This window comes from Mycolicibacterium hodleri (assembly GCF_025822245.1).
Lineage (GTDB): Bacteria > Actinomycetota > Actinomycetes > Mycobacteriales > Mycobacteriaceae > Mycobacterium > Mycobacterium hodleri.
Window position 1 is genome coordinate 35,210 of record NZ_JACKTL010000010.1, and the last position, 23,101, is coordinate 58,310.

The 23,101-nt window shown below is 68.1% G+C and carries 25 protein-coding genes and 2 pseudogenes; 17 read left to right on the forward strand and 10 right to left on the reverse strand.

What is annotated here, in order from left to right:
• Positions 1-20: 20 nt before the first annotated feature.
• From H7J06_RS02710 to H7J06_RS02730, 5 genes and pseudogenes are all read left to right on the forward strand, one after another.
• On the forward strand, positions 21-647 hold the full coding sequence (locus tag H7J06_RS02710; protein WP_264036757.1) for a hypothetical protein: 627 nt from the start codon (positions 21-23) through the stop codon (positions 645-647).
• On the forward strand, positions 638-1,333 hold the full coding sequence (locus tag H7J06_RS02715; protein WP_372515218.1) for an ABC transporter ATP-binding protein: 696 nt from the start codon (positions 638-640) through the stop codon (positions 1,331-1,333). The genes H7J06_RS02710 and H7J06_RS02715 overlap by 10 nt, the downstream gene beginning before the upstream one ends.
• On the forward strand, positions 1,333-2,052 hold the full coding sequence (locus H7J06_RS02720; protein ID WP_264036759.1) for an ABC transporter ATP-binding protein: 720 nt from the start codon (positions 1,333-1,335) through the stop codon (positions 2,050-2,052). Before H7J06_RS02715 ends, H7J06_RS02720 begins: the two co-directional genes overlap by 1 nt.
• A complete protein-coding gene (locus tag H7J06_RS02725; RefSeq protein ID WP_264036761.1) occupies positions 2,049-4,709 on the forward strand; it encodes an ABC transporter permease in 2,661 nt (886 codons plus the stop codon). The genes H7J06_RS02720 and H7J06_RS02725 overlap by 4 nt, the downstream gene beginning before the upstream one ends.
• Before the next feature lie 973 nt (positions 4,710-5,682).
• Positions 5,683-6,160, forward strand: a pseudogene (locus tag H7J06_RS02730) (ABC transporter permease); the annotation flags it as partial.
• A 114-nt stretch (positions 6,161-6,274) separates the two neighbouring features.
• Here the strand turns inward: H7J06_RS02730 and H7J06_RS02735 are convergent.
• The 3 genes from H7J06_RS02735 to H7J06_RS02745 form a co-directional block, all read right to left on the reverse strand.
• Positions 6,275-6,682, reverse strand: a complete 408-nt coding sequence (locus H7J06_RS02735; protein WP_264036763.1) for a hypothetical protein — start codon at positions 6,680-6,682, stop codon at positions 6,275-6,277.
• 31 nt (positions 6,683-6,713) lie between these two features.
• Positions 6,714-7,949: a COG4705 family protein gene (locus H7J06_RS02740; protein WP_264036765.1), complete on the reverse strand. Its 1,236-nt coding sequence runs from the start codon at positions 7,947-7,949 to the stop codon at positions 6,714-6,716.
• Positions 7,950-8,371: 422 nt separating this feature from the next.
• On the reverse strand, positions 8,372-9,013 hold the full coding sequence (locus H7J06_RS02745) for a DedA family protein (protein WP_264036767.1): 642 nt from the start codon (positions 9,011-9,013) through the stop codon (positions 8,372-8,374).
• A gap of 189 nt (positions 9,014-9,202) precedes the next feature.
• On the opposite strand from H7J06_RS02745, the gene H7J06_RS02750 reads away from it, so the two are divergent.
• From H7J06_RS02750 to H7J06_RS02760, 3 genes are all read left to right on the forward strand, one after another.
• Positions 9,203-10,264 carry a hypothetical protein gene (locus tag H7J06_RS02750; protein WP_264036769.1) on the forward strand — a complete coding sequence of 354 codons (1,062 nt, stop codon included), beginning with the start codon at positions 9,203-9,205 and terminating at the stop codon, positions 10,262-10,264.
• On the forward strand, positions 10,248-10,946 hold the full coding sequence (locus tag H7J06_RS32300; RefSeq protein WP_264036771.1) for a phosphatase PAP2 family protein: 699 nt from the start codon (positions 10,248-10,250) through the stop codon (positions 10,944-10,946). Before H7J06_RS02750 ends, H7J06_RS32300 begins: the two co-directional genes overlap by 17 nt.
• Before the next feature lie 98 nt (positions 10,947-11,044).
• On the forward strand, positions 11,045-12,421 hold the full coding sequence (locus tag H7J06_RS02760) for a HAMP domain-containing sensor histidine kinase (protein WP_264036773.1): 1,377 nt from the start codon (positions 11,045-11,047) through the stop codon (positions 12,419-12,421).
• On the opposite strand, the gene H7J06_RS32565 is transcribed toward H7J06_RS02760, so the two are convergent.
• The 4 genes from H7J06_RS32565 to H7J06_RS02775 form a co-directional block, all read right to left on the reverse strand.
• Complete coding sequence (locus tag H7J06_RS32565) at positions 12,381-12,533, reverse strand: recombinase family protein (protein ID WP_372515219.1); 153 nt, start codon at positions 12,531-12,533, stop codon at positions 12,381-12,383. The two genes, H7J06_RS02760 and H7J06_RS32565, sit on opposite strands and share 41 nt — an antisense overlap.
• A gap of 111 nt (positions 12,534-12,644) precedes the next feature.
• Positions 12,645-13,208 carry a recombinase family protein gene (locus tag H7J06_RS02765; protein ID WP_264036775.1) on the reverse strand — a complete coding sequence of 188 codons (564 nt, stop codon included), beginning with the start codon at positions 13,206-13,208 and terminating at the stop codon, positions 12,645-12,647.
• 395 nt (positions 13,209-13,603) lie between these two features.
• Positions 13,604-14,818 carry a sensor histidine kinase gene (locus H7J06_RS02770; protein ID WP_264036777.1) on the reverse strand — a complete coding sequence of 405 codons (1,215 nt, stop codon included), beginning with the start codon at positions 14,816-14,818 and terminating at the stop codon, positions 13,604-13,606.
• On the reverse strand, positions 14,815-15,489 hold the full coding sequence (locus H7J06_RS02775; protein WP_264036779.1) for a response regulator transcription factor: 675 nt from the start codon (positions 15,487-15,489) through the stop codon (positions 14,815-14,817). The genes H7J06_RS02770 and H7J06_RS02775 overlap by 4 nt, the downstream gene beginning before the upstream one ends.
• A 62-nt stretch (positions 15,490-15,551) precedes the next feature.
• On the opposite strand from H7J06_RS02775, the gene H7J06_RS02780 reads away from it, so the two are divergent.
• The 7 genes from H7J06_RS02780 to H7J06_RS02810 all read left to right on the forward strand — a co-directional run bounded on the left by H7J06_RS02780 (position 15,552) and on the right by H7J06_RS02810 (position 20,589).
• On the forward strand, positions 15,552-16,055 hold the full coding sequence (locus H7J06_RS02780; protein ID WP_264036780.1) for a hypothetical protein: 504 nt from the start codon (positions 15,552-15,554) through the stop codon (positions 16,053-16,055).
• Positions 16,052-16,981 carry an FAD:protein FMN transferase gene (locus H7J06_RS02785; RefSeq protein WP_264036782.1) on the forward strand — a complete coding sequence of 310 codons (930 nt, stop codon included), beginning with the start codon at positions 16,052-16,054 and terminating at the stop codon, positions 16,979-16,981. Before H7J06_RS02780 ends, H7J06_RS02785 begins: the two co-directional genes overlap by 4 nt.
• Complete coding sequence (locus H7J06_RS02790; RefSeq protein WP_264036784.1) at positions 16,978-17,538, forward strand: ferric reductase-like transmembrane domain-containing protein; 561 nt, start codon at positions 16,978-16,980, stop codon at positions 17,536-17,538. Before H7J06_RS02785 ends, H7J06_RS02790 begins: the two co-directional genes overlap by 4 nt.
• The gene (locus H7J06_RS02795; protein WP_264036786.1) at positions 17,535-18,812 is read left to right on the forward strand and encodes an NADH-ubiquinone oxidoreductase-F iron-sulfur binding region domain-containing protein; all 1,278 of its coding nucleotides are present in this window, start codon (positions 17,535-17,537) and stop codon (positions 18,810-18,812) included. Before H7J06_RS02790 ends, H7J06_RS02795 begins: the two co-directional genes overlap by 4 nt.
• A complete protein-coding gene (locus H7J06_RS02800; protein ID WP_264036788.1) occupies positions 18,809-19,045 on the forward strand; it encodes a ferredoxin in 237 nt (78 codons plus the stop codon). Before H7J06_RS02795 ends, H7J06_RS02800 begins: the two co-directional genes overlap by 4 nt.
• Before the next feature lie 298 nt (positions 19,046-19,343).
• Complete coding sequence (locus H7J06_RS02805) at positions 19,344-20,054, forward strand: VIT1/CCC1 transporter family protein (RefSeq protein ID WP_264036791.1); 711 nt, start codon at positions 19,344-19,346, stop codon at positions 20,052-20,054.
• Between the two features lie 55 nt (positions 20,055-20,109).
• Complete coding sequence (locus H7J06_RS02810; RefSeq protein WP_264036793.1) at positions 20,110-20,589, forward strand: DUF2231 domain-containing protein; 480 nt, start codon at positions 20,110-20,112, stop codon at positions 20,587-20,589.
• A gap of 238 nt (positions 20,590-20,827) precedes the next feature.
• Here H7J06_RS02810 and H7J06_RS02815 read toward each other — a convergent pair.
• The 3 genes and pseudogenes from H7J06_RS02815 to H7J06_RS02825 form a co-directional block, all read right to left on the reverse strand.
• Positions 20,828-21,103, reverse strand: a pseudogene (locus H7J06_RS02815) (helix-turn-helix domain-containing protein); the annotation flags it as partial.
• A 204-nt stretch (positions 21,104-21,307) separates the two neighbouring features.
• Positions 21,308-21,544: a type II toxin-antitoxin system BrnA family antitoxin gene (gene brnA, locus H7J06_RS02820; protein ID WP_264036796.1), complete on the reverse strand. Its 237-nt coding sequence runs from the start codon at positions 21,542-21,544 to the stop codon at positions 21,308-21,310.
• Complete coding sequence (locus tag H7J06_RS02825) at positions 21,534-21,797, reverse strand: BrnT family toxin (RefSeq protein WP_264036797.1); 264 nt, start codon at positions 21,795-21,797, stop codon at positions 21,534-21,536. The genes brnA and H7J06_RS02825 overlap by 11 nt, the downstream gene beginning before the upstream one ends.
• Positions 21,798-22,000: 203 nt before the next feature.
• Here H7J06_RS02825 and H7J06_RS02830 point away from each other — a divergent pair, with 203 nt between their 5' ends.
• Both H7J06_RS02830 and H7J06_RS02835 read left to right on the forward strand, forming a co-directional pair.
• Entirely contained in the window at positions 22,001-22,783 is a 783-nt protein-coding gene (locus tag H7J06_RS02830; protein ID WP_264036799.1) for a ParA family protein, read from the forward strand.
• Positions 22,780-23,097 (forward strand): hypothetical protein, encoded by a 318-nt coding sequence (locus H7J06_RS02835; RefSeq protein ID WP_264036801.1) that lies wholly within the window; start codon positions 22,780-22,782, stop codon positions 23,095-23,097. The genes H7J06_RS02830 and H7J06_RS02835 overlap by 4 nt, the downstream gene beginning before the upstream one ends.
• The last annotated feature ends 4 nt before the right edge of the window (positions 23,098-23,101 follow it).

Sequence of the window (23,101 nt, forward strand, 5' to 3'; positions counted from 1 at the left end):
CTTCGCTTGGAAGGAATCCGATGAGAACACACACCATCGTTGGCGCGGCGATCATCGTGGCGACGGCAGTCGTGACCGCTGGGTGCGGGACGGGCGGGACGGGCGGGACGAGCGGGACCGCCCCGCCGGGATCGGCCAGTCTCAGCAGCAGTACCGCTGCTGCGGCGGCCTCAGAGAGCAACCCTGCCGGTGACATCCCAGACACCCAGGCGTTCGTCGCATTCACCCCGCCCGGCGGCTTGTTCACCGTGTCGGTGCCCGAGGGGTGGGCGCGCAGCACCGACGGCGCCGCGACCGTCTTCACCGACAAGTTGAACGCAGTCCGCATCGAGACGCGGGCACTTGCCACCGCCCCGAACACCATGTCGGTCGGTGTCGACGAACTGCCGGCCATCGCGGCGTCCACCCCGGGCTATCGTCCGGGGACGGTGACGGCGGTGACACGCAAGGCCGGTCCGGTCATGTTGATCACCTATCAGGGCACCTCCTCTCCGAACCCGGTGACCGGCAAGGCCGGGACCGACGCGATCGAACGCTACGAGTTTTGGCGCGACGGCCACGAAGTGATCCTGACCCTGTCCGGCCCGGTCGGCGCCGACAACGTCGACCCCTGGCGGACCGTCACCGATTCCCTGCAATGGCAGTGACAGCAACGATGACGGTCGAGATGGCCTCACCGCCGGCGCTGGAGGCCCGGTCGCTGTATCGGTTCTATCGTGCCGGTGAGGAGGAAACCCTTGCGCTGCAAGGGGTGTCACTGAGTGTGGAGCATGGCGAGTTCGTTGCCGTCACTGGACCCTCCGGATCGGGCAAGTCGACGCTGCTGGCATGTCTGGCCGGGATGGACGATCCCGACGGCGGCAGCGTGCGCATTGCCGGTCAGCGGATCAGCCACCGCCCCGAACCCGTACGGGCCCGGATCCGGGCCCGCCACGTCGGCATGCTGTTTCAGAACGCCAACCTGCTCGAGCACCTCACCGTCGGGCAGAATCTGTCGCTGGTGCGCTCGTTGGGCGGGCGCGGGCAGCGCGCCAAGGGGCCTGACCTGCTCAGCCTGCTCGGCCTCTCGCAACGCGCGGCCAGCTATCCCGGTCAGCTCTCCGGCGGCGAGGTGGCCCGCGCCGGTTTGGCGGTCACGTTGGCCAACGCCCCGGCGGTGCTGCTGGCCGATGAACCCACCGGGGAACTGGACAGTGTCACCGAATCACACGTGCTGGACCTCCTTGTCGAGGCCGCCGGACGCGGCACCGCGATCCTGGTCGCCAGCCACAGCCCTGCGATCGCCGCCGCGGCGGACCGCGTCGTATGCCTCGACGACGGACGCCTGTGCTGATGACCATCAGCCCCGGCGAGCCGGACCCCGTCATCGACGCCGTCACGACATCATCGGCCCTGGTCGAGTGCATCGATGTGAGCCGTACCTTCGGCTCGGGTGCCACCGCCGTGCACGCCGTGCGCGAGGTGACCTGCCGAATCCCGGCGTGGGCGCGCATCGCCGTCACCGGACCCTCTGGATCGGGGAAATCCACCCTGCTGCATCTGATTGCCGGGCTCGACGCCCCCACCGCCGGCTCGATGCGATGGCCCGCACTTCGCGACGTCAGGCACGGCCACCCGACCGCGATCGGCATGGTCTTTCAGGGCCCGAGCCTGCTGCCCAGCCTCGACGTCACCGAAAACGTCGCTCTACCCCTGCTTTTCACGGGGCACAGCGACGGCGCGGCGATGCGTCACGCCCGTGCGGCACTCGAGCTGGTCGGAATCGGCGACTTGGCCGCCAAGCTGCCCGACGAGCTCTCCGGAGGCCAAGCGCAGCGGGTGGCGATCGCGCGGGTGCTCGCCGCCCGCCCGGCCCTGATCCTGGCCGACGAACCCACCGGGCAACTCGACCATCACAACGCCGACAGGGTCATGACCGTCCTGTTGGACACCGCGATCGCCATCGGCGCCGCCGTGATCGTCTCCACCCACGACCCGGCCACCGCTGCCCGACTGCCCGAGCGCTGGTCCATGCACGACGGCCACCTCGACACCGGTCGGCCCACTCCGTGATCGCAACCTGGACACTGGGGCTGCTGCGCCGCCGCCGCGGCCGGCTGGCCGCGACCGCCGCCGGCATCGCCGCCGCGGTCGCTTTGTTGGCCTGCCTGGGCAGTTTCCTGGCCGCCGCCCAAGGCTCGATGACGGCCCGCGCCACCGGCAGTGTGAGCGTCGACTGGCAGGTCGAAGCCCAGCCCAACGCCCAACCATCGGCCGTGCTGACCACGGTGGCGTCGGCACCCGGTGTGCTCGCGGCGCTGTCGGTCGGGTTCGCCCACTCCACCGGGCTCACCGCGCAGACCGGGGGTAGTACCCAAACAACGGGCCCGGCAATGGTGTTGGGCGTTCCGCCGAATTACCGCCAGCAGTTTCCCGACGTGATGCGCACCCTCGTCGGCGCCGACACGGGGGTGCTGCTCGCTCAACAAACGGCCGCCAACCTGCACGTGGCACCCGGTGACACCGTCTCGATCGGGCGGGCGGGACTGGCCCCGGTCGACCTTGTGATCGGCGGAGTCGTCGACCTGCCGCAAGCGGACTCCTTGTTCCAAAACGTCGGCGCGCCGGTCGGAACGCAACCGGCCGCACCGCCGGACAACGTCCTGATCCTGAGCCAAGTCCAGTGGCACAGCGTGTTCGACCCGTTGACGGCGACCCGACCCGACCTGGCCGACACTCAGATCCACACTGCCCTGGACCACGCCCTGCCGCCCGATCCGGGGTCGGCCTACACCCAGGTCAGCGCCGCGGCGCACAACCTGGAAGCCCGCAGCGCTGGGGCAGCGCGCGTCGGAGACAACCTCGGCGCGGCCCTGGACGCCGCCCGCGGTGACGCCGCCTACGCCCGGGTGCTGTTCTTGTTCCTTGGCCTGCCCGCCGCCGTCCTGGCAGCCCTGTTGACCGCTACCGTCGTGACCGCCGGCGCCGACCGTCGACGACGCGACCAGGCGCTGCTGCGCGCCCGCGGCGCCTCCCAAGCACAACTCATTCGTCTGGCCGCGGCCGAGGCCCTCGTCGTCGGAAGCATTGGCAGCGCCGTTGGTCTGGCTGCTGCGGCGCTGGTCGGTCTGGCCGCATTCGGATCACCCAGCCTGGGCACTGACACTTCGACTGCGATTGGATGGGCCGCGGGGTCAGCCGGCGTCGGGTTGGCGATCGCCGCCGTGACGGTCCTGACCCCGGCGTGGCGTGACCTGCGCGAAGGCACCGTCGCCACGGCCCGCGCCGGTCTGCGCAGAACCCAGCCCCCACGCTGGACCCGATACGGCATCGACATCGTGGTGCTAGCCGCCTCCGGCGCGCTGTTCTGGCTCACCGGGCGCGGCGGTTATCAGATCGTGCTGGCCCCCGAAGGGGTCCCGGCGATCTCGGTGTCCTACTGGGCGTTCGTCAGCCCCGCCCTGCTGTGGATCGGCGCCGCGCTGCTGGCGTGGCGGTTGGCCGATCTGCTCCTGGGCCGCGGCTGGCCCGTCGTCGCACGCGCCCTAAGACCCGTGGCCGGATCCTTGTCGCGGATCGTCGCTCACTCCCTGTCGCGGCAGCGGGCACCGCTGGCGCGGGCCGTGGTGTTGTTGGCGCTCGCGCTGGCCTTCGCGGCTTCCACCGCAACGTTCAACGCCACCTATCAAGCGCAGGCCGACGTCGACGCTCAACTGACCAACGGGGCCGACGTCACCGTCACCCAACCTCCCGGCACGGCGGTGGGCCCCGGCGCGGGCGCGGCGCTGGCCGCCATCCCCGGGGTGCGGGCGGTCGAACCGCTGCAACATCGCTTCGCCTATATCGGAGCCGACTTGCAAGACCTCTACGGTGTCAACCCGACCAGCATCACCCAGGTCACCGCCCTGCAGGACAACTACTTTCACGGCGGCACCGTTGCCCAGTTGATGCACCAGCTGGCAACCCAGCCCGATTCGTTGCTGGTCAGCGAGGAAACCGTCACGGACTTCCAACTCCAGCCCGGTGACACCGTCAACCTGCGCCTGCCTGATGCCCGCACCCACCAACTCACCACCGTCGGGTTCCACTACATCGGTGTCGTCACCGAATTCCCCACGGCTCCCAAGGACAGCTTCTTCGTCGCCAACGCTGCATACGTCGCCCAGCACACCGGTAGCGACGCCATCGGGGCCTTCCTCGTCGACACCGGCGGCCGCAACACCACCGCAGTCGCCAACCAAATCCACATCACGGTCGGAACGGCGGCGACAGTCACCGACATCGCCGCCACCCGCAACCGTGTCGGGTCGAGTCTGACCGCGGTCAACCTCGCCGGCCTCACCCGCATCGAGCTCGGGTTCGGACTCGTCCTGGCGGCCGCGTCCGGAGCCCTCGTCCTCGCACTGGGACTCACCGAGCGACGGCGCAGCTTCGTCATCGCCAAAGCACTCGGAGCGACCCGCCGACACCTGCGGTCCTTCGTACTAGCCGAAGCCGCGATCCTGATCGCCTGCGGCCTGACCGCCGGCGCCGTCCTCGGCTGGGCGCTGTCGCACATGCTGGTAACCGTGCTCACCGGCGTCTTCGACCCACCACCGTCAGGATTGACGGCTCCCTGGAGCTACCTCACCGCAACCGCCGCCGCAATCATCCTCGCAATCGGCGTCGCGTCGGCCACCACCATTCGGCTCGCGCGACGCTCGCCCCCCACCCTGCTGGGCGAACTCTAGACCGCGCGCCGCTTTGGATGCATGGATGCGGGTTTGCTGTGGCGAGCGACAACGGGGGTGCGTTCTCTACGATTGGTTACCGGTGTGTTCGACGGGGATACGCCCCGTAGCGGTCGACGCCCGGGCGTGGAAGACCTACGCGGATCGGCACCGGTCACCCGCGCCTCCGGATGTGCCATCTGCATCAGTCCCGCCGCGTTCCAAAAGCCCCGGTGCGCTGCGCGGCCATCGTGGACCGGTTGACTTCGCCGGGCAACATCATCGAAGCCGACACCGAGTCCCACCGCCTGGCCCACGCCCGCGCAACCATAGCCACCACCTAACCGCGACAGACCTCCCTCATAGTAGGGACGACGTGGGGGACGAACTCGGCAGCACTCCCTGACACCCAGTCGCTGCCCGACCCCGTCGTGCATTGACGCGATCGGAGGCGGCCATGAGCTGTAACCGCTGATCCAGCAACTCGTCGAAGACCCTCATCGGGGGAACGTCTCCGTACACGCCGTCAGCGGCGCGATACGCGACCAGCACCCGCAACTCCAGGTCAATGATCGTCACCGTCGAACGAAGCCACACAAAAAACCCCTCTTCGACATTGCCTCCGATCAACAAATCAGAGGCAGGAGCAACGGTCAAGGTATCACCGCCCGCCGTGAGAACCTCGTCATACGACGAATGCGACGCTGGCCTCATCCCGCTTCCCGCGACTCGGCTCGTCATCTCCACGATCCCGGATTTGGCGGCGCGAGCTTGAGCATCACCACATGACACGCCGTCTCACTAAAAGGGGGGCCAAGTAACTCAGTCGGGACGGGGCCGATTTCCCTTGACACAATCAGGGATCTGGGCCTTCGCCGCCGCCACGCACTGCGAACCCACCCACCTGAATACCGGCGTCGGCGTCGGCGAGAACACGGTGACCGCCAGGCCGCAGCCAACCGCACCTTCAACAAGGTCGTGGGTCAGCTTTACTGTGGTGCCGTTGATTGGGGTCGCCCTCGTTCCGGTGTTCGGAATCGTGCTCGGCGGCACGATGACCGCCGCCGCCCTGGCCGTCCGTCGTGCACTCGACGCGTTAAGCCAGCGATCCGGCGAAGTCGAGGCGGCGTTGAGTCTTGGCCTTTCCGAACGTGACTCGCGCATGGAGGTCATCGAGCGGCCGCTCAGCGACGCCTTGCTTCCCAACCTGGACCAAGCCCGCACCGCCGGTCTGGTCACGCTGCCCGGCGCGTTCGTCGGTGTGTTACTGGCGACGGGATCCGCGGCCCAGGCCGGGCGCAGTCCAAGTGATGGTCTTCGTCTCGCTTCTGCTCGCGCAAGCGTGCGGTGTCGCGGTCACCGGTGAGCTGGTCGCACGCGGCCACATAGCCCGCCGTGCGTCGGCTGCCCACATGTCTCGGGTTTGGGTTCACCGTGCTGCCCGGCTCATCCCCAAGATGATCCGCCGCTAATCGGTCGATCCCGCCCATGGAGGGGTCGACCGATCAGGGGTGGGACCTGGCGCCGACGGACCGGTGTGGTGTGCGTGAGTCACCGTGACTGGTCAGTGCGAGGCCCGGTTCGGGTCAGCCGCCGCCTGGTGACTCGCGCTCGCCACCTGGCTGGTCCGGGTCTGCGCCGTTGGTGCGGTGTGAGTCGCCGCGGTCAGAGCCCCCGTCGTCTGACCCGCCTGAATCGTCACCTTCACGGTGACCGCTGTAGCTCTCGCCGTAGCCGTCACTGCCGTAGCCGTGGTGCTCGCCGCCGACTTCAGAACCCAACGCAAACCCGGCGACGAAGATCGATCCGACGATGAACAGTGCGGCGGCGGCCGCCACCAACACCGCCGCGACCTGTCCGGCGCGACCGCGGGGACGAATCCTGTCCCAGCGCGAGGCCGGCGGCGACGACGCAGCTTCGGCGGGGGGCGCCACCGGGGGTGTGGTGGTGTCGTCGCCGACGTCGGGTGTCATCTTCTCGGGGTCGTCGGTCATGTCGGTGGATCCCATCGCGTCGGGTAAAGAGTCACTGGAGGGCGGTCAGAAGGTCGTTGAGGTTCTGCGTCTCGGTGGCCGGATCGGGGTGGGCATCGCGTATCGAGGTCAAGACGGCGTCGATGCGTCCGTCGACGGCCGTCCAGGTCGTGCCGTCCATGGCTTTGAGCTTGAGCTGCGCATCGTCCCATGCGGTTTCGAGGTTCTTCGCGCCCGCGGTCGCCCCCGGCTGGTCTCCCGCAGTCACCTTGGTGAGCATGTCCTGGGTGAGGGTGCGAAAGGTGGCCACGTCGGCGGCGGGGAATGCGGCGGTCGCCTGCCCAGGAGCAATGGCGGTGATCGTCACGGGAGCCTCGGCTCCGGGAGGCGCGCCGTGAGGTTGGGCGTGCGCCCAGGTCATCAGTGCACCGGTGGCGACGGCGACGGCCGCAAAGTAGCCGAGCATGACTTTCTCGCGATCTGGGTTCTGTGTGCGTGGCGGGCCAGTCGCCTCGATGACGTCGGCGCGGGTCACAGTCAGGTAGATGACGGTGGCCAAGATGGCGGCAAGGAAGATCACGCTGGTGATGGCAACACCCAGTCCGAGCCCTTGCTGATCCTTTGGGAACCCGAGCCAGTCACCGAGATTGGCGCCCAGTGGACGGGTCAGAATGTAGGCCAGCCAGAACGACAGCACGGCGTTCGCGCCCAGCTTCCAGCCGGCGACGACGGCGATGATCAGTCCGGCAGGAAGCAGCACCGCAACACCGGGACTCCATCCGGTGAGTTCCAGGGTCCAGTCGCCGGCGGCGGTGCCCAGTGCGAAGGTGACCAGGATGGCCAGCCAGTAGAACAGCTCGCGGGGAAGGGTGGTGATGCTGTGGATGGACAACGTCCGTTCCTTGGCCCACCACACTCCGAAGACGACGGCGAGGATCGCGGCGAACACACTGGTGCTCAGCGCCAACGGGACGCCGATGTCGTCGGTGAGGATGTCGGTGTAGAGGGTGCCGGTCACGCTGACCACGACCACGGTGAGCCAGTACACGAACGGTGTGTAGCGGTTCAGGGTCAGCTGCCAGGCCAGGACGACCGCGAGCACCACGGTGAAGATGATTGCGGTGAGGTTCAGGCCGACGCCGAGGGTCATGTTGATCCAGTCGGCGAAGCTTTCGCCGACGGTGGTGCACAAAATCTTGATCACCCAGAACCACACGGTGATTTCTGGGACCTTGCTCAACATTTCTCGGGGTTTCTTGACCGCCGCTGATCGCGTTGTCTCGCTCATGATTCGGGAACCTACGGAGGCGTCGCTGAGGCCCTGCTGAGAGCCGAAGTTCCAACGCGGGAGCAGGACATGTATGTACGTGGGGGCTTGGTGCGGGCTCACCCTGGCCGCCTGACCGCTCCCCACTTCTCATGCGGTCCCACTCACTTCACCCCGTCGGACGACGCCGGAGGGATTGCGGGGCACCGCAGGGGGGTGATCACCCGGAGAAGGCGTCGATGTGTCGGGACAGCACGGGCGCCTAATCGGACCGTGTCGTTGAGCACGGTGGTCGTCGCCGCGTGGACGTTGGGCACGTTCGCCGTCAATCTCGACGAAACGCTGTGCTACTGCGTGAGTGATCGTGGTGTCCCGATTCGAGGACACCACGGACTGGAGGCAGGGTTGCCTCCAGCGCCAGCATCGCCTGGCATCCGGGCGATTCACTCGGCAGCGGTGACGTCACCGGTGGTGCACCCCGAGGGCTCGGAGCGGCGCCGGCGCCGACGGAGTGCCACCACGCCGGCGATCACGATGATCAGGACGGCGGCGCCGGCGATCAGATAACTCGGACCGCGCATCGCCTCCTCGGCTGCGTGCCAGTTGGCGCCGATCGCGTACCCGGCAACGGCCAGGGCCGCCGTCCACGGCAGACACCCCGCAACGGTGTAGAGCCCGAACCGCGCCGGTGCCATGCCCGCGATACCGGCAGGCAGCGAGATGAAGGTGCGGATCCCGGGGAGCAGCCGGGCCCAGAACACCGACGACGCCCCACGACGGACGAACCAGTCCTGCGCCCGGTCGACGTCATCGGGACGCAGCAGGACGTAGCGTCCCCAGCGGCGCAGCGCCGGCCGGCCGCCGTAACGACCGGCCAGCCACGCCAGATAGCTTCCCGCCACGTTGCCCACCGTGCCCGCCGCGATCACTGCCGCCAGGCTGGGGTGGGGCCCACTCACCGCACCTGCAGCCAGGGCACCGCCGAGCAACATCGTGACCTCCGAGGGCACCGGGACGCAGGCCGATTCCGCGGCCATCAGCAGGAAGATCGCGATCAGTCCGTAGGTGACGATCAGGTGTTGCATGATCACCACCGTGGTCGACGCCCGCTGAGGTCCTGCTGAGAAGGCACCGAGGCCAGGTGCGGCCTCAGCGTGGTCTCAGCAAGTGCAGCCGACTCTGATGTCATGCACCAGAGTCGTCACGGTTGCCCTGCGAGCCCCTCGGTCCGACGCAGACGCGGCTTCTGGGAACGCTGGAGCACCCGCTTCGGTGTGATCGTCGTTCTGCTGGGCGTTGTCGGTGGCGGCCTGTACGCCAACGTCGAATCGGTCCCGGGTTACGCGCCATGGCAGGACAGGACCTCGACGGTGCTGCGCCAACTGGGGTTCGGTGCCGCCCTGGACACCTATGAGAACTGGCTGTACAGCAGGCACGCGCCGTCGAACACGCAGCCCGACGTGCGCGGTCTGATGGCCACCACCACCGCCGCCGCGGCGCCGTATCGGTATCTCCCCCACCTCGCGGGCACCGCCGACCATCTCGGGTGGCACCCGATCCCGCGCCTCCCCGCCGAACGTCCAATGATCTACACCGCCCTGCTGCAGCCGGATCAGGGGCATCGCAGCGTGATCGTCGGTGTGGCGCTGCTGCGCACTCCCACCCTGACCGCGCATCTGATGGCCGGCACCGCTGAGCCGCCGGGCGCCCACTCGCCCGGACACATCCCGTCAGCGCAGCTTCCCGACGTGGTGGCCGCGTTCAACTCGGGCTTCAAGTCGAGTGCGCACCCGGGCGGATTCTTTCTCGACGGCACGGCGATTCGCCCACTCGAGGACGGCAAGGCCTCCGCCGTCATCGACGACCGCGGCCGGCTCACCGTCGGTCAGTGGGGCCGAGAAGTCTCGATGACACCACACGTCGTGGCGGTCCGGCAAAACTTGGCACTCGTCGTCGACGGCGGAGCGCCGGTGCCGGGTCTGGATCGCAACACCGATCGCCGATGGGGCAGCGCGCGCAATCAACTGCAATACACGTGGCGATCGGGCCTAGGCGTCACCTCCCACGGCGATCTGATCTACGCGGCAGGCGACAAGCTCACCCTCACCACCCTGGGTGCGGCGATGGTCCAGGCCGGCGTCGTCACGGGAATGGAACTCGACATCCACTCGGGACTGCAGTTCTTCAGCTCCTGGCGCGGGGACGGCACCGCAGCACCGCAGCCGCACCGCCTCTTGCCCAGCATGGTCGGGCCGTCGGAACGGTACGTGCACCCCGACATTCGCGACTTCTTCTACTTCACCACGAACGGGGATATCAGTGCAGCAACCAGGTAGGCCGGGCGGACGCTCGGCACTTCTCGCCGCCCTTCTTGCGGGGCTCTTCGTCGCACTGGCGGTGGTGGCCCACACCGCCGCGAACGGCACCACGGTGGACCACGTCGTGTTGAGCTGGCTGATCGAGCACCGCCACGGGTGGCTCACGACGGTGGCGATCGTGATCACCACCGCGGGCAGTCCCGTGGCGGTGGCCCTGCTGGCGGTGCTGGCCGCGGGCCTGCTGTGGTGGCGTCGCTCCTCGCCCATCCCCGGCGTCGTGATCGTCGCGACGTTGGCCGCGGCCACCGCGACGAGCACCCTGACCAAGGCCGTGGTCGGCGCGCACCGGCCCCCCGAGTCCGTGCAGCTCGTGCTGGAGGTCGATCCGTCGTTCCCGTCCGGACACGTCACCGGCACGATGGCACTGGTCGGCATAATCGCGGTCGTGGTGGGCCGCAACCGCGGTACCGGGACGCGGCTCGCACTGGCATGCGCGGTGATGACGGCGACGATCGCCGTCGCGCTGACGCGGCTGTACCTGGGCGTGCACTGGCTCACCGACGTGTGCGGGGGTGTGCTGCTTGGCGGCGTCGCCGTCATCTTGGGGGCGTCCGCATTGACGGCGGTCACCCGATCGCACCGAGGTCAGGCCGGGCGGCGAGCGGAGTCGGCGACTACGACGGGCCCGCGGGTGGCATGATCCGCACAGTCGCGCCGCGACGCACCCCTGCCATCGACGCAGGGAGGAATCATGCCGACCAGGCCCGAAAGGCGCCCGTGCCTCGACTGAGACAACCCATGACGTGGCTGCGGCCCCGGTACTGGGGAATTTCGGCGCGGTCGGCCTTCGTGTCGGCGACGGTGGTGCTGGTGGCGTTCGTCGTCGCGGGGGCGGGATTGGCCCTCATCCTCTACCGGTCGCTGCTCGCCGGGGTCGACGACGCGGCAGCGGCGCGTGTGGGAGACGTGATCGAGGCGTTGCACAGCGACACCGCCACCGAACTCGACGGCACCCTCACCGGCACCGACCAACGCATCGTCGCGGTGCAGGTAATCGACTCGACCGGAACCGTCGTCCGGCGATCGGCGTCGGCGCCCCAGGTCCCACTCGTCGATGCCTCGAGCATCGGCACCACCTTGCGGATCGGATTGCCCGACCACGCCTCCCCCGACGGTGACATGCGCATCAGCGGCCAGACCGTCGACGCTTGGGGTGAGCCGTACACGATCCTCGTCGGCGCCGGCAGCGAAGCGGTCGAGTCGACGGTGAAGACCGTCCTGGTCCTGCTGGCCGGCGCCGCACCGATCGTCATGGTCGTCGCCGGGGCGGTCACCTACGTGCTGGTGGCCCGGTCGCTGCGATCGGTCGACGCGATTCGTACCCGCGTGGCCGACATCAGTACCTCCGACTTGTCCGAGCGTGTCCCGGTGCCCGCCAATTACGACGAAATCTCCGCCCTCGCGGTCACGATGAACGAAATGTTGGGCCGCATCGAAGCGGGCCACGACGCCCAGCGACGGTTCGTCGGCGACGCCTCCCACGAACTGCGCAGCCCCGTGCAAGCCATCCTCTCGGCACTCGACGTGGCCGCCGTCCACCCCGAATTCCTCAACGACGAACTTGCCAGCTCCACCCTGCGTCCCGAGGCGCAGCGGATGAAGTCCCTCGTCGAAGACCTTCTGCTGCTGGCCCGCGCAGACGAGCGCGGACTCATGTTGCGCAGCAGAGACGTCGACCTCGACGACGTCGCATCCAACGAAGTGAGCAGGCTGCTGCGGGAAACCACGCTGACCGTCGACGCGGACCTGACTGCGACACGTCTGCTCGGCGATCCCGGCGGATTGTCGCGCGTGCTGCGCAACCTGTTGGACAACGCGGCGCGTCACGCGAGCACCCGCGTGGAAGTGCGGGTCTACCCGCAGGCAGACACGGCCGTGCTGACCGTCGGCGACGACGGCCCCGGCATCCCAGAAGCCGAGCGGGCTCGGGTGTTCGACAGGTTCGTCCGGTTGGACACCGATCGCTCCCGCCGCGGCGGTGGCAGCGGACTCGGTCTGGCGATCGTCTCCGAAGTCGTTGCCGCCCACGACGGATGCGTCACCATTAGCGATCGGCCCGACGGTGGGGCTTTGTTCACCGTGTGCCTCCCACTGGCGAGTCCAGCGCATTCGTGACGGTCCGCGAGCCGTTTGACCCGCACGCGGCCAGCCCTCTCAGAGCGTCCACCTGGCTGCGCACCGTCTGATCGCTGGTCGAGACTCGGGCGTACCCAAGCATCCGGTTCATGCCCTAATCCCTACCACCAGCCACCGACGGTTTCGGTACACGTTTTCAAGATCCTGAACCACCAGGTGGGTTGCTTGTCGGCGAAGTGTCTCGAAAACCTTCGATCGAAAACTAATCAGTCGCAGTCACTTTGGTCGCTGTCTGGGTCTGGTCGGTGTGGATGTGGCGGTAGATGGTCATGGGGGTGACCGAGCAGGATGCGGCGATCTCGGCCATGGTGAATTGGCGGGAGTCGTACATTCGTTGGGCCTTGCCGATCAGGGCAGGTGTCATCTTGGGTGTGCGGCCCCCTCGTCGGCCGCGGGCGCGGGCCGCCGCGAGACCGGCCTGGGTGCGTTCTCGGATTAAGGCGGCTTCGTACTCGGCCATCAGGGCGAACATCCCGAACACCAGGGCGCCGTGGGCGGTGGTGGTGTCGACCAGGCCGTTGCACAGCGATTGCACCCCAACACTGCGGTCGCGCAGGTTGCGGCCGAGGCGGTCGATGCGCCAGATGACCAGGGTGTCCCCGGCGCGCAGATCAGCTAGGCAGGCGGTCCATTGTGGGCGGTCGGTCTTGGTGCCGCTGGCGTGGTCGGTGTAGAGCTTCAGGCAGCCGGCGCCGTCGAGGGCGTCGAGTTGCAGCTGCGGGTTCTGGTCGGCGGTCGGCACCCGCGCGTATCCGATCTTGGCCACCGGCCGGACTCTAGCGAATCTCACCCGGCACGAAGTGTCACGTGACGGTGTTTCTGATGTGAGTTTCGATATACTTGCTTCCTGCGTCGATGCGCTCGTCCCCGATGACGTCCTTGGGTCTATCGCAATCGATCCTTTGCGCTAGACCGAGCGTTCTGATTCGGCGGACATCATCAGGTACCCCGAGAGGTCGCAACCAACAGTGCTCATCTGGAGGAGCATCCATCATGGATGGACGGGGGCGATCATCGCCTGCTGACACGACCTGACCCCTTAGGACTACGTGAACTACCCCGGCTCCGTCGTCGTACCCGGATACCGCCCATGACGTGAGCGGCTGCGGCCGGGAACCCCGGCCTAGCCGACCCGCCGACGTCAGTCCGCAGTCTCCGGTGTCAGGCGGATGGGGCGGCGGCCAGGGTGAGCCTGAACGTCGCGCCGCCACCGAGCGTGGGCGTGACGGAGATGTCGCCGTGGTGGGCGAGGGCGATCTCGCGGACCAGCGCGAGCCCGATGCCGTAGCGTTCGCGTCCCGCGGTCGCAGTATGGGTGTGTCCGTGGGAGAACCGGGTGAATAGGTCGTCCACCGCTTGGGGATCGACGCCGACGCCGTCGTCGCGCACGTCGATGATGACGTTCGGCCCCTGCCGCCTGAGATGGATGTCTATTGAACCGCCGGGGTGTTCGTGGGCAAGGGCGTTGTCGACGAGGGACATGAGGGCACGGCGCAGCGCAGCTGCCGATCCCAGGACAGTGAAAGTCGTTGCGGCCGTTTCGATGTCTTGTTTCAGGGATAGGGTCACTCCCGCGGACTGGGCGTGCTCGACCGTGCTGGCGCGAATACCTTCGGCGAGGGCGGCCACGTCGACGCGGACACGCGGGACGCCGCTGCTGGCCATCGACGCCGACGCCAGCAGATCCTCGATCACCTCACCAAGCATCCGGGTATCGGACGCCAGCGCCTCGATCTGCTCCTTGGCCTGGTGGGCATCCCGGTCCCCGAAGTGGCGGCTCAGCAACTGAATTCTGGTGTGCAGCAACGTCAACGGGGCACGAAGCTCATGGGAGGCGTCGGCGACGAACCGCCGCTGCAGAGCCAAGGCTTCGGTGAGTGGACGAAGGGAACGCCGCGTGAGCAAGACGACCACACCGATCGAGGCCAGGATTCCGGCCAGTTCCGCAGCACCTAGCGCCAACAGCAACCGGCGTCGGCTCGCTGCGTAGGAGTCCAACGACAGCAGGGCCACCACCCGGCCGTGGGGTTTGTCGGCGACGAGGACGCGGTTCGCCGCCCCGCCGACACGCACGTCGGAGAACCCTGCGGGGCGCCCGAGAAGCTCGGTGGTCGGCAAGCCCTCGGCACTGGCGGTCACCTTGCCGGCCAGGTCCCGCACGACGAGTTGCATTCCCGGTGGGGGGTCGGTGGTGTCGTCGACCGTCGCGGTGACCGAGGTGAGCTGATCGGTGATCTGTTGTTTCTGAACCTGTCGGTCGACCAGGAAGATAACCGCCCCCACCACCAGCAGGACCGCGGCCAAGGCGAGGGAGGCCTGCAGGGCGGCGATGCGGCCCGCGCGCCGCACCACGGTCAGGTCGCTGCCGGGTGTCATTGGATTCCGAGCCGGTATCCGGTCCCGTGAGCGGTCAGCACGATGCCGCGGCCCAGTTTGCGGCGCAGGTAGTGCACGTAGGTGTCGACCACACCGGGGTTGTCGACCCCACCGAATGCCGAGCGCAGCAGCTGGCCCCGGGTATGGATGCGCCCGGGGGTGCTCATCAAGACACCGAGCAACGCGGCCTCACGCTCGGAGAGTTCCACGTCGGCGCCCACTGCGGGGCCGCTGGCGGTGCGCGTCACCCGATCCAACGACAGCCCGCCGACCCGTAGTGTCGAGCCGCCGTCCGGGCGTCTCACCAGGGCGCGGATCCGGGCCAGCAGTTCGGGGACCTCGAAGGGTTTGACCAGGTAGTCCTGCGCGCCGGCGTCGAGCCCCTCGACCCGGTCGGCGAGGGCACCGCGCGCTGTCAACAGCAGGATCGGTGTGGCGATTCCCCGCGACCGAAGCGATGAGACGACGTCGAGGCCATCCATCACCGGCAACCCCCGATCGACGACGAGTGCGTCGTAGCATTCCGTTAGCCCGAGGTGAAGCCCCCGCTGAGCGTCGTAGGCGACCTGCACCTGGTAACCCTCGTCGACGAAGAGCTCGACGAGCATTGCACTCAGAGCGCGGTCGTCCTCGACGAACAGCAGTCTCGGCGCTGCGGTCCGGTCGGGCATCCGACGAGCGTGCCACGCGAGTTCTTCGAAGCCTCGAAGAATCGGCTGCCACCATCGGTCTCATGGACTCACCCCGTTCCGGATTGCGCCGCGCCCAAGCCGCGTCGTGGGCGCTGGCCGGCCTCGGGGTCGTCGCCGTGGCGGGCACCTCCACCCTGGCCTACGCCGACACCGCCAAACCCGTGGCGGCGCCATCGCCCGTCGTCGCCGTCGACCCCGCACCCGAACAGAACCCGGCACCCGCTCTCGACGCGCCCGCGGCACCTGGGCCCGTGACCGCGGCCACCAACACGACCACACCGGCGGCTTCCGAGCCGGCACCCTCGGTCACCACCGACCCGGCTCCTGCGGCCGCCCCCGAGCCGACCATCGCGCAGGCACCGGTGACCGAATACACCCCCGAGTACACGCCCCAGCAGACCTACGAACCGGCACCAACCCCCACGCGGACCTCTCAGTCCCACCCACCGTCGACGCCACCGACGACGAAGCGCCGCAACCTCACTCCCGCACCGGTGCTGACCCCGAACTACTCGCCACCCATTACGAGGTCCCGCGGCTCGTGACCCTCGACGCGCCCGATCTCGCCCACAGCCGGTGGCAACGCTGGAGTACCGACATGCACGTCGTCGTCACCGATCCCGCATCGCTGCTGCTGGCGCGCGGGGAGGTCGACACCGAACTCGACGCCGTGGAGGCTGCCGCATCACGGTTCCGGCCGGACTCCGAAGTCATGGCGCTGGCCACGTCGGGCGGTCGGCCCACCAACGTGAGCGCTGCGCTGGCCAACCTGCTGGGGGCCGCGCTGACGGCAGCCGCCCAGACCGATGGGGACGTCGACCCCACGGTCGGTGCCGCGATGGTTGCGCTCGGCTACGACCGCGACGCCGCGACGCTCGGCGATACCGGCCCGAGCCGCGTGTCGCTTCTCGCACCGGCAGTGTGGTCGATGGTCACCCTCACCGGTCGGGTCGCCACCGTGCCACCTGGAGTCCTGCTCGACCTCGGCGCGACGGCGAAGGCCGTCGCCGCCGACCAGTGCGCCCACCGGGTGCACCAGGTCACCGGCAGTGGCGTGCTGGTCAACCTCGGCGGGGACATCGCTACGGCCGGACCGGCGCCCGAGGGTGGGTGGCAGGTCCTGATCCACGACGCCGACGGCGATCCCGAGAGCGCGGTCGGGTTGCCGGCCGGGACCGCGCTGGCCACCTCGAGCACCCTTCGTCGCCGCTGGCACCGCGGCGACGAGTTGCGGCACCACATCCTGGACCCACGGAACGGCCAATCAGCAGACCCGGTGTGGCGCACCGTCACCATCGCCGCCCAAACCTGTTGTGCCGCCAACACGGTCTCCACCGCGGCCATCGTGCGGGGATGGTCGGCGCTGGACTGGATCCGAACACTCGGTATGACGGCCCGACTGGTGGACCGCGACCGCGTCGTGCACACCGTCGACGACTGGCCCCGGGCCGATCCGGAGGCATGGCGATGACCAGTGAGGCGCTGTGGGCGCTGGGTCGCGGCACCGGAATCACTGCGCTGGTGTTCCTGACCATCTCCTCGGCACTGGGCATCGCGACCCGCTCGGGCCGCCGGGTTGCCACACTCCCCCGCTTCGCCGTCGCCGACGTCCACCGCATCGCCGCGCTGACCGGAACTCTCTTGGTCGCCCTGCACCTGACTCTGCTCTTGTTCGACCCCTACGCCCAGCTGCGCCTGATCGACTTCGTGGTGCCGTTCCTGGGCGTCTACCGGCCGCTGTGGCTCGGCTTGGGCACGTGCGCGTTCGACGTCCTCGCCGTGGTCATCATCAGCAGCCTGCTGCGTCATCGACTCGGCCCGGGCGCCTTTCGCGCCATTCACTGGGTGACCTACGCGCTGTGGCCGATCGCGCTGGCGCACGCCCTGGGCAACGGCACCGACGCCGGCCGAGCCTGGTTTCTCGTCGTCAGCGGGTGCTGCGCGGTCACCGTCGCCGCCGCACTGTGGTGGCGGGTGCGGGCCGACTTCGCCGAATACGCCGACACCCGAACATCGGCGCGGCGATGACCGTCCCCACGCCACGAACGACGCACCCTCCCCTCGGCCGCCGACTCCTCGCCGCCCGCGGCCCTGGGCTGACCGAGCATCACGCACGGTTCGGGGCGCTGCCCCCACACCCGGCCGAGAACCTGATCGCGTCGCTGCAGGCGGCCGGGCTGACCGGACGGGGCGGGGCCGGGTTCCCCACCGGCCGCAAGATCGCCTCGGTCACCGGCGGCAAACCCGTCGTGATCGGCAACGGCGCCGAGGGCGAACCACTGAGCGGCAAGGACGCGGCGCTGCTGACCCGGGCACCGCACCTGGTCCTCGATGGTCTGCACGCGGCGGCCGAAGCGGTCGGCGCCGACACGGTCTACGTTTATCTGCCCGAACGCGTCGCGCCCGCCGTCCGGTCTGCCCTCGCCGACCGCGTCGCCGCCGGATTGGGCGAGCGCCGGGTGACCGTGGTGGAAGCCCCCGAGGCGTTCGTCTCCGGCGAGGAGTCCGCGGTGGTGAGGCGGATCGAGGGAGGTCCGGCGATCCCGCGCGATCGCACACGTCCGACGTCGATCTGCGGGGTGCGCGGGCGCCCCACGTTGGTCAACAACGTCGAAACCCTCGCGCACGTCGCGTTGATCGCCCGCTACGGTCCGCGGTGGTTCCGCTCCGTCGGGGACGCCGAGGAACCCGGCACCATGCTGATCACCCTGTCCGGCGCGCTGCCCCACCGGGGCGTCACGGAACTGCCCACCGGAGCACCGCTGAGCGAGGTCCTGGCCCGCGGCGGGCTCGACGATCTGCGCCAAGTGGGTGCGGTCCTGCTCGGGGGCTATCACGGCAGCTGGATCTCCACCGCAGCCCTGACCAGCGTCCGGCTATCCCGCCCGGGTCTTGCAGCCGTCGGGGCGAGTCCGGGTGCGGGCATCGTGCACCTCCTTCCCGCTGACCAGTGCGGCCTCGCCCGCACCGCGGACATCCTGACCTACCTCGCCGACCAGGGCGCCCGCCAGTGCGGCCCGTGCCGCAACGGCCTTCCCCGGCTGGCCAAGCTGTTCGACGCCCTGGCCTACCAGCGGGTGGACGACGAGTTGCTCGACGAGACGGATCGCATGCTCGGCCTCGTCGATGGTCGCGGCGCGTGCCGCCACCCCGACGGCACCGTCCGGCTAGCCCGCAGCGCGCTCAACGCGTTCGCTGGCGACCTCACCGAGCACCAAGCCGGCCGATGCACCGCTGCCCTGGTCACCGCCCGCAGTGCTGACCGTCGCGACGCGCGACCGCCTACCGCGGGGACCGCATGAGAGCCACGCCGAAACCCCAACGGCTGCACGTCGACTGGACCCGATGCGACGGACGCGGACTGTGCACCGAACTACTCCCCGGCATGCTCCGGCGCGACGACTGGGGCTACCCCCTGGCTCGCGACGGCGCCCGCGAGCCCTTGATACCACCCGCGGACCTGACCGAGGCACGCATCGCCGTCGACCGCTGCCCCCGCCTGGCGCTGTCCCTAACCACGCCACCTCAGTCCTGACGGGCAGCGTCGCCCATTGTTTCCATCCGTTTCCATCCGATCCCCCCGAGAAGGAGCTGGTGCCGTGAAGAAGGTTCGTCGGTGACCACCAACGGCGCACCGGCGCCACGTGTGCGCCATCAGCGAGTTCAGTCGAGCACCAGCATCACTCGCTGGTCGACGCCCGCTCGGTTCGACTCAACGCGCCCATCGGGTCACCGTGGCGTGACGTGGACGATGACCCCCAACTGGCACCGTGAGACGTTGGCAAGGCTAGGTTTGCTGGCCGCCGCCGGGGTCGGTGTCTAGCGTGGCGAGCATGTCGACCGAGACCCATCCCGAACCGCACACGGGTTCGGTGTCCTCCAAGTTGAATTGGCTGCGCGCCGGGGTCCTGGGTGCCAACGACGGGATCGTCTCCACCGCGGGCATCGTGGTCGGCGTCGCCGCCGCGACGACGTCTCGCGACCCGATCCTGACCGCGGGAATCGCCGGGCTCGTCGCCGGTGCCGTCTCGATGGCGTTGGGAGAATACGTCTCGGTCAGCACCCAACGCGACACCGAGCAGGCCCTGCTGAGCAAGGAACGCGCAGAACTCCACGAGGACCCCGCATCAGAACTGGACGAGCTCGCCGCGCTGTATGAGGCGAAGGGGCTCTCCACGGCCACCGCACGCACCGTCGCCGAAGAGCTCACCGACCACGACGCGTTCGCCGCTCATGCCGACGTGGAACTGGGCATCGATCCCACCGATCTGACCAACCCCTGGGAGGCCGCCGTGTCCTCAGCGCTGTCGTTCACCGTGGGTGCGCTGCTGCCCCTGATTGCGATTCTGCTGCCGCCCAGCGTTTTACGGGTGCCGGTGACCGTCGCGGCCGTACTGGTGGCCCTGGTCATCACCGGAGGAGCGTCGGCGGCGCTGGGCGGTGCGCCCAAGTCACGGGCGATTACCCGCAACGTCGTCGGCGGCGCCTTGGCGCTCGGGGCGACCTACGCCATCGGACATCTGGTGGGCGCAGTCATCACCTAAAGGCGGTAAACGTCGGTCCATCGAGAATCACCCTCACTCACAGAAAGGCGTCGAATTGTCGACGTTCCAAGGACTTCCCGCCCACATCCTGCTGGTGCACTTCATCGTCGTGCTCGCACCCCTGACCGCCGCCCTGGCGATCGTGTGCGCGCTCTGGCCGGCCGCCCGACGACACCTCACCTGGCTCGTGCTCGTGCTCGCTGCGGCGACCACAATCCTGACCCCATTGACCACCGACGCCGGGGAATGGCTGGAACAGAGCACCCAACCCACCACGATTCTGCAGACCCACACCGAGCTCGGCGACACCATGCTCTACTTCTCCATCGGCCTGGTGGTGGCCGCGGTGCTCCTCGCGTTCGTGCACCTACGCGAACGGCGGGAACAGCCGCTGAAGCCACTGCTCAGGTGGGTGGTCGTCGCCGTCGTTGTCATCGCCAGCGTCGCCGCGTCGGTTCAGGTGTACCGGATCGGTGACTCCGGAGCGCGATCGGCCTGGGGCGACAAGACCGCCGCGACGGCTCCGCGCACATGAGCCTGCTCGGAGAGCCGAGCTCGATCGTGGCTGCGGCATCCTGGGTGTAGCCTCGGCTTGACAACCGTCCCGAAAACCTTCGTGAGACTCTACCGGTCAGTCAGCGCATCGCTGGGCCAGGTTACTCGGCGGTCATCCCCAGAAGATGGGGTCGGCGTGGCTATCGAGGTAGTTGAGAAGGTCCTGAGCCTGGGGACGGGGCTTCAGCCAGTCATAGCGGTGGTACTACTTGAGGTTGCGACGGTGCCCGATTGATGCGCCCGGCGATCGACCGTGCCGACAAGCCGGAGGCGATCCCACGTGAGATCCCCTCACGATCGGCCAACGTCAGATGATCGGCCCGGCGATGCCGCGGGATCGGCGCGATACCACCTGATTGGCGCAGGAACCGCCGAATGCGGGGCACCGTCTCGCCCAACGTGCGCTCCATCTCCCGGATCGACTCACCCGCGCGGCGCATCGACCACATCAGGTTTTGCTCCTCGACACTGAAACCGATCGGACCAACACCCATCGCCGCCTCCACACATCACATCATCGATTACCTGGGGTGATGCCATGACCGGCTGAGATCGCCTTCGTTATCGGGACGGGGCGCGGGCCGCCCTCAGGGTGAGTCAGGCTGCGCTGTGGTCACCATGATCAAGTTTGTCCGCAATCCAGACCTTGATGAGGACCTTCGTTATCGGGACGGGGCGCGGGCCGCCCTCAGGGTGAGTCAGGCTGCGCTGTGGTCACCATGATCAAGTTTGTCCGCAATCCAGACCTTGATGAGGGATTGACGGGTGACGCCGAGCCGGGTGGCTTCGCGGTCCAGTTCGACGATCATCCATGCTGGGAAGTCGACGTTGACCCGTCGGTGTTCTTCTCCGGGGCGTCGCGCCCGTGTCGTGTCAAGTGCGGTGGACAAATCCACGCCCGCGTCGAACCGTTCGTCGAAATCTTCAGCCTTCATATATCGCAACCTCACCTTCTCGAGAGCGCCGTACCGAGATGATCCGGACGTGTTCGTCTCGGTAGGTGATGACTGCAGACCAGTGTTGGCCGCCAGCTTGACCGATCACCATCCACCTCGGCTCATCCGTTGTGCGTGCTGGGACCTCGACGCGGTGTGCATCTCGCCAAATGGCTTGTGCTGCGGTGAAGTCGATGCCGTGCTTGGTCAGGTTCGTAGCACTCTTGTCGGGATCGAACTCGAACTCAAGCATGTATAAAAATTATACCGTAATTACCCCCTTGCTCATGTTGGTTGTGCCCGTGCATGGCCCCTAACCCGCGCCTCCCCCAGGCTCCTCGAACCGCAGTACGAGTACAACGACACGGCAAGACGATGCGAGCATTGCTAGCGTAGCTATGAGAGCTATCCTAGTTTGAATAGTTACCCTCGCTAGCTCACCTACGGAGAATTATTGTGCAGCCAAAACGGCACGCCCTAGCCAATCAAAAAGGTGGCGTCGGCAAGACCGCGACGACACTCGGGCTGGCTAGCGCGATCAGTCACCGCGGCGGGCGGGCGCTCATCGTCGACATGGACCCCCAGGCCAATGCCACCGAAGGCCTCGGCGTCTACACCGAAGACGGGCAACTCACCACCGCTGACCTCATGGACCGCACTGAACCCGGCTCGGCTATCGACGCCGTCGTGGCCACCGAATGGGACGGCGTCGACCTCATCCCATCCCACCTGGACCTGTCCAACGCCGAATCCAGCGGTGCATCCGATCTGGTGTTCCGCCTCGACGTCGCTCTCGAAGGCCTGGACCTCTCGCCCTACGACGCGGTGCTGTTCGACTGCCCGCCCAGCTTGGGCAAGCTGCTATTCGCTGTCCTGCTCACCGTCGACACCGTGTATGCCATTACCGAACCCACGAAAGACTCCGTCAAAGGCGTCACGCGGCTCGAAACCACCGTTCAGAAAGTCAAACTTCGACCCAACCCGCGCCTGGAGCTGTCCAAGATCATCATCTCCCGCCGGCAAAACAAGGGTGAGCACATCGATCGCGAGCGCGAGCTGCGCGAAGCCTACGGCGACCTCGTGGCCCGCACCGTCATACCCGACCTCGGTGCCCGCCAAGACGCCCACAGCGCCGAAGTGCCCATGCACAAATTCAAAGGCGGCCGAGCGCTCAGCCTGCAAGTTGCCTACGACGACCTGCTCGACGAACTCGGCATCACCATCGGAGCCACCGCATGAGCGCTGCACGCAAGCCGGCCATCACCCGCACCACCAACCATCCCGCCGACGCCATACCCGACCGGCCCGCACCCCTCACCCAGGGCACCCCACTCGGAGCGGCGCCATCCACACCGGTTTCACCACAACCGGCGGCCGGGGGAGCGGCGGAGCGGCTCACCGAGCAGCACAACGTCAGAATCCGACCCTCCACCAAAACCCGCCTCGGAAAAGCCGTCGACAAACTCCGCTACGAAACCGGCGACCGCACTATCAGCATCGCCTCCATCACCGACCAAGCCCTCGACGCCTACCTCACCCAACGCGGCTGCTAGCTAG

What these genes read in the sequence shown, in the direction of transcription:
- H7J06_RS02710 (WP_264036757.1), top strand. Translation starts at nt 21, where the DNA reads ATGAGAACACACACCATCGTTGGCGCGGCGATCATCGTGGCGACGGCA.
- H7J06_RS02715 (WP_372515218.1), top strand. Translation starts at nt 638, where the DNA reads ATGGCAGTGACAGCAACGATGACGGTCGAGATGGCCTCACCGCCGGCG.
- H7J06_RS02720 (WP_264036759.1), top strand. Translation starts at nt 1,333, where the DNA reads ATGACCATCAGCCCCGGCGAGCCGGACCCCGTCATCGACGCCGTCACG.
- H7J06_RS02735 (WP_264036763.1), bottom strand. Translation starts at nt 6,682, where the DNA reads ATGACCGACGACCCCGAGAAGATGACACCCGACGTCGGCGACGACACC.
- H7J06_RS02740 (WP_264036765.1), bottom strand. Translation starts at nt 7,949, where the DNA reads ATGAGCGAGACAACGCGATCAGCGGCGGTCAAGAAACCCCGAGAAATG.
- H7J06_RS02745 (WP_264036767.1), bottom strand. Translation starts at nt 9,013, where the DNA reads ATGCAACACCTGATCGTCACCTACGGACTGATCGCGATCTTCCTGCTG.
- H7J06_RS02760 (WP_264036773.1), top strand. Translation starts at nt 11,045, where the DNA reads ATGACGTGGCTGCGGCCCCGGTACTGGGGAATTTCGGCGCGGTCGGCC.
- H7J06_RS32565 (WP_372515219.1), bottom strand. Translation starts at nt 12,533, where the DNA reads ATGAACCGGATGCTTGGGTACGCCCGAGTCTCGACCAGCGATCAGACG.
- H7J06_RS02770 (WP_264036777.1), bottom strand. Translation starts at nt 14,818, where the DNA reads ATGACACCCGGCAGCGACCTGACCGTGGTGCGGCGCGCGGGCCGCATC.
- H7J06_RS02775 (WP_264036779.1), bottom strand. Translation starts at nt 15,489, where the DNA reads ATGCCCGACCGGACCGCAGCGCCGAGACTGCTGTTCGTCGAGGACGAC.
- H7J06_RS02780 (WP_264036780.1), top strand. Translation starts at nt 15,552, where the DNA reads ATGGACTCACCCCGTTCCGGATTGCGCCGCGCCCAAGCCGCGTCGTGG.
- H7J06_RS02790 (WP_264036784.1), top strand. Translation starts at nt 16,978, where the DNA reads ATGACCAGTGAGGCGCTGTGGGCGCTGGGTCGCGGCACCGGAATCACT.
- H7J06_RS02795 (WP_264036786.1), top strand. Translation starts at nt 17,535, where the DNA reads ATGACCGTCCCCACGCCACGAACGACGCACCCTCCCCTCGGCCGCCGA.
- H7J06_RS02800 (WP_264036788.1), top strand. Translation starts at nt 18,809, where the DNA reads ATGAGAGCCACGCCGAAACCCCAACGGCTGCACGTCGACTGGACCCGA.
- H7J06_RS02805 (WP_264036791.1), top strand. Translation starts at nt 19,344, where the DNA reads ATGTCGACCGAGACCCATCCCGAACCGCACACGGGTTCGGTGTCCTCC.
- brnA (WP_264036796.1), bottom strand. Translation starts at nt 21,544, where the DNA reads ATGAAGGCTGAAGATTTCGACGAACGGTTCGACGCGGGCGTGGATTTG.
- H7J06_RS02825 (WP_264036797.1), bottom strand. Translation starts at nt 21,797, where the DNA reads ATGCTTGAGTTCGAGTTCGATCCCGACAAGAGTGCTACGAACCTGACC.
- H7J06_RS02835 (WP_264036801.1), top strand. Translation starts at nt 22,780, where the DNA reads ATGAGCGCTGCACGCAAGCCGGCCATCACCCGCACCACCAACCATCCC.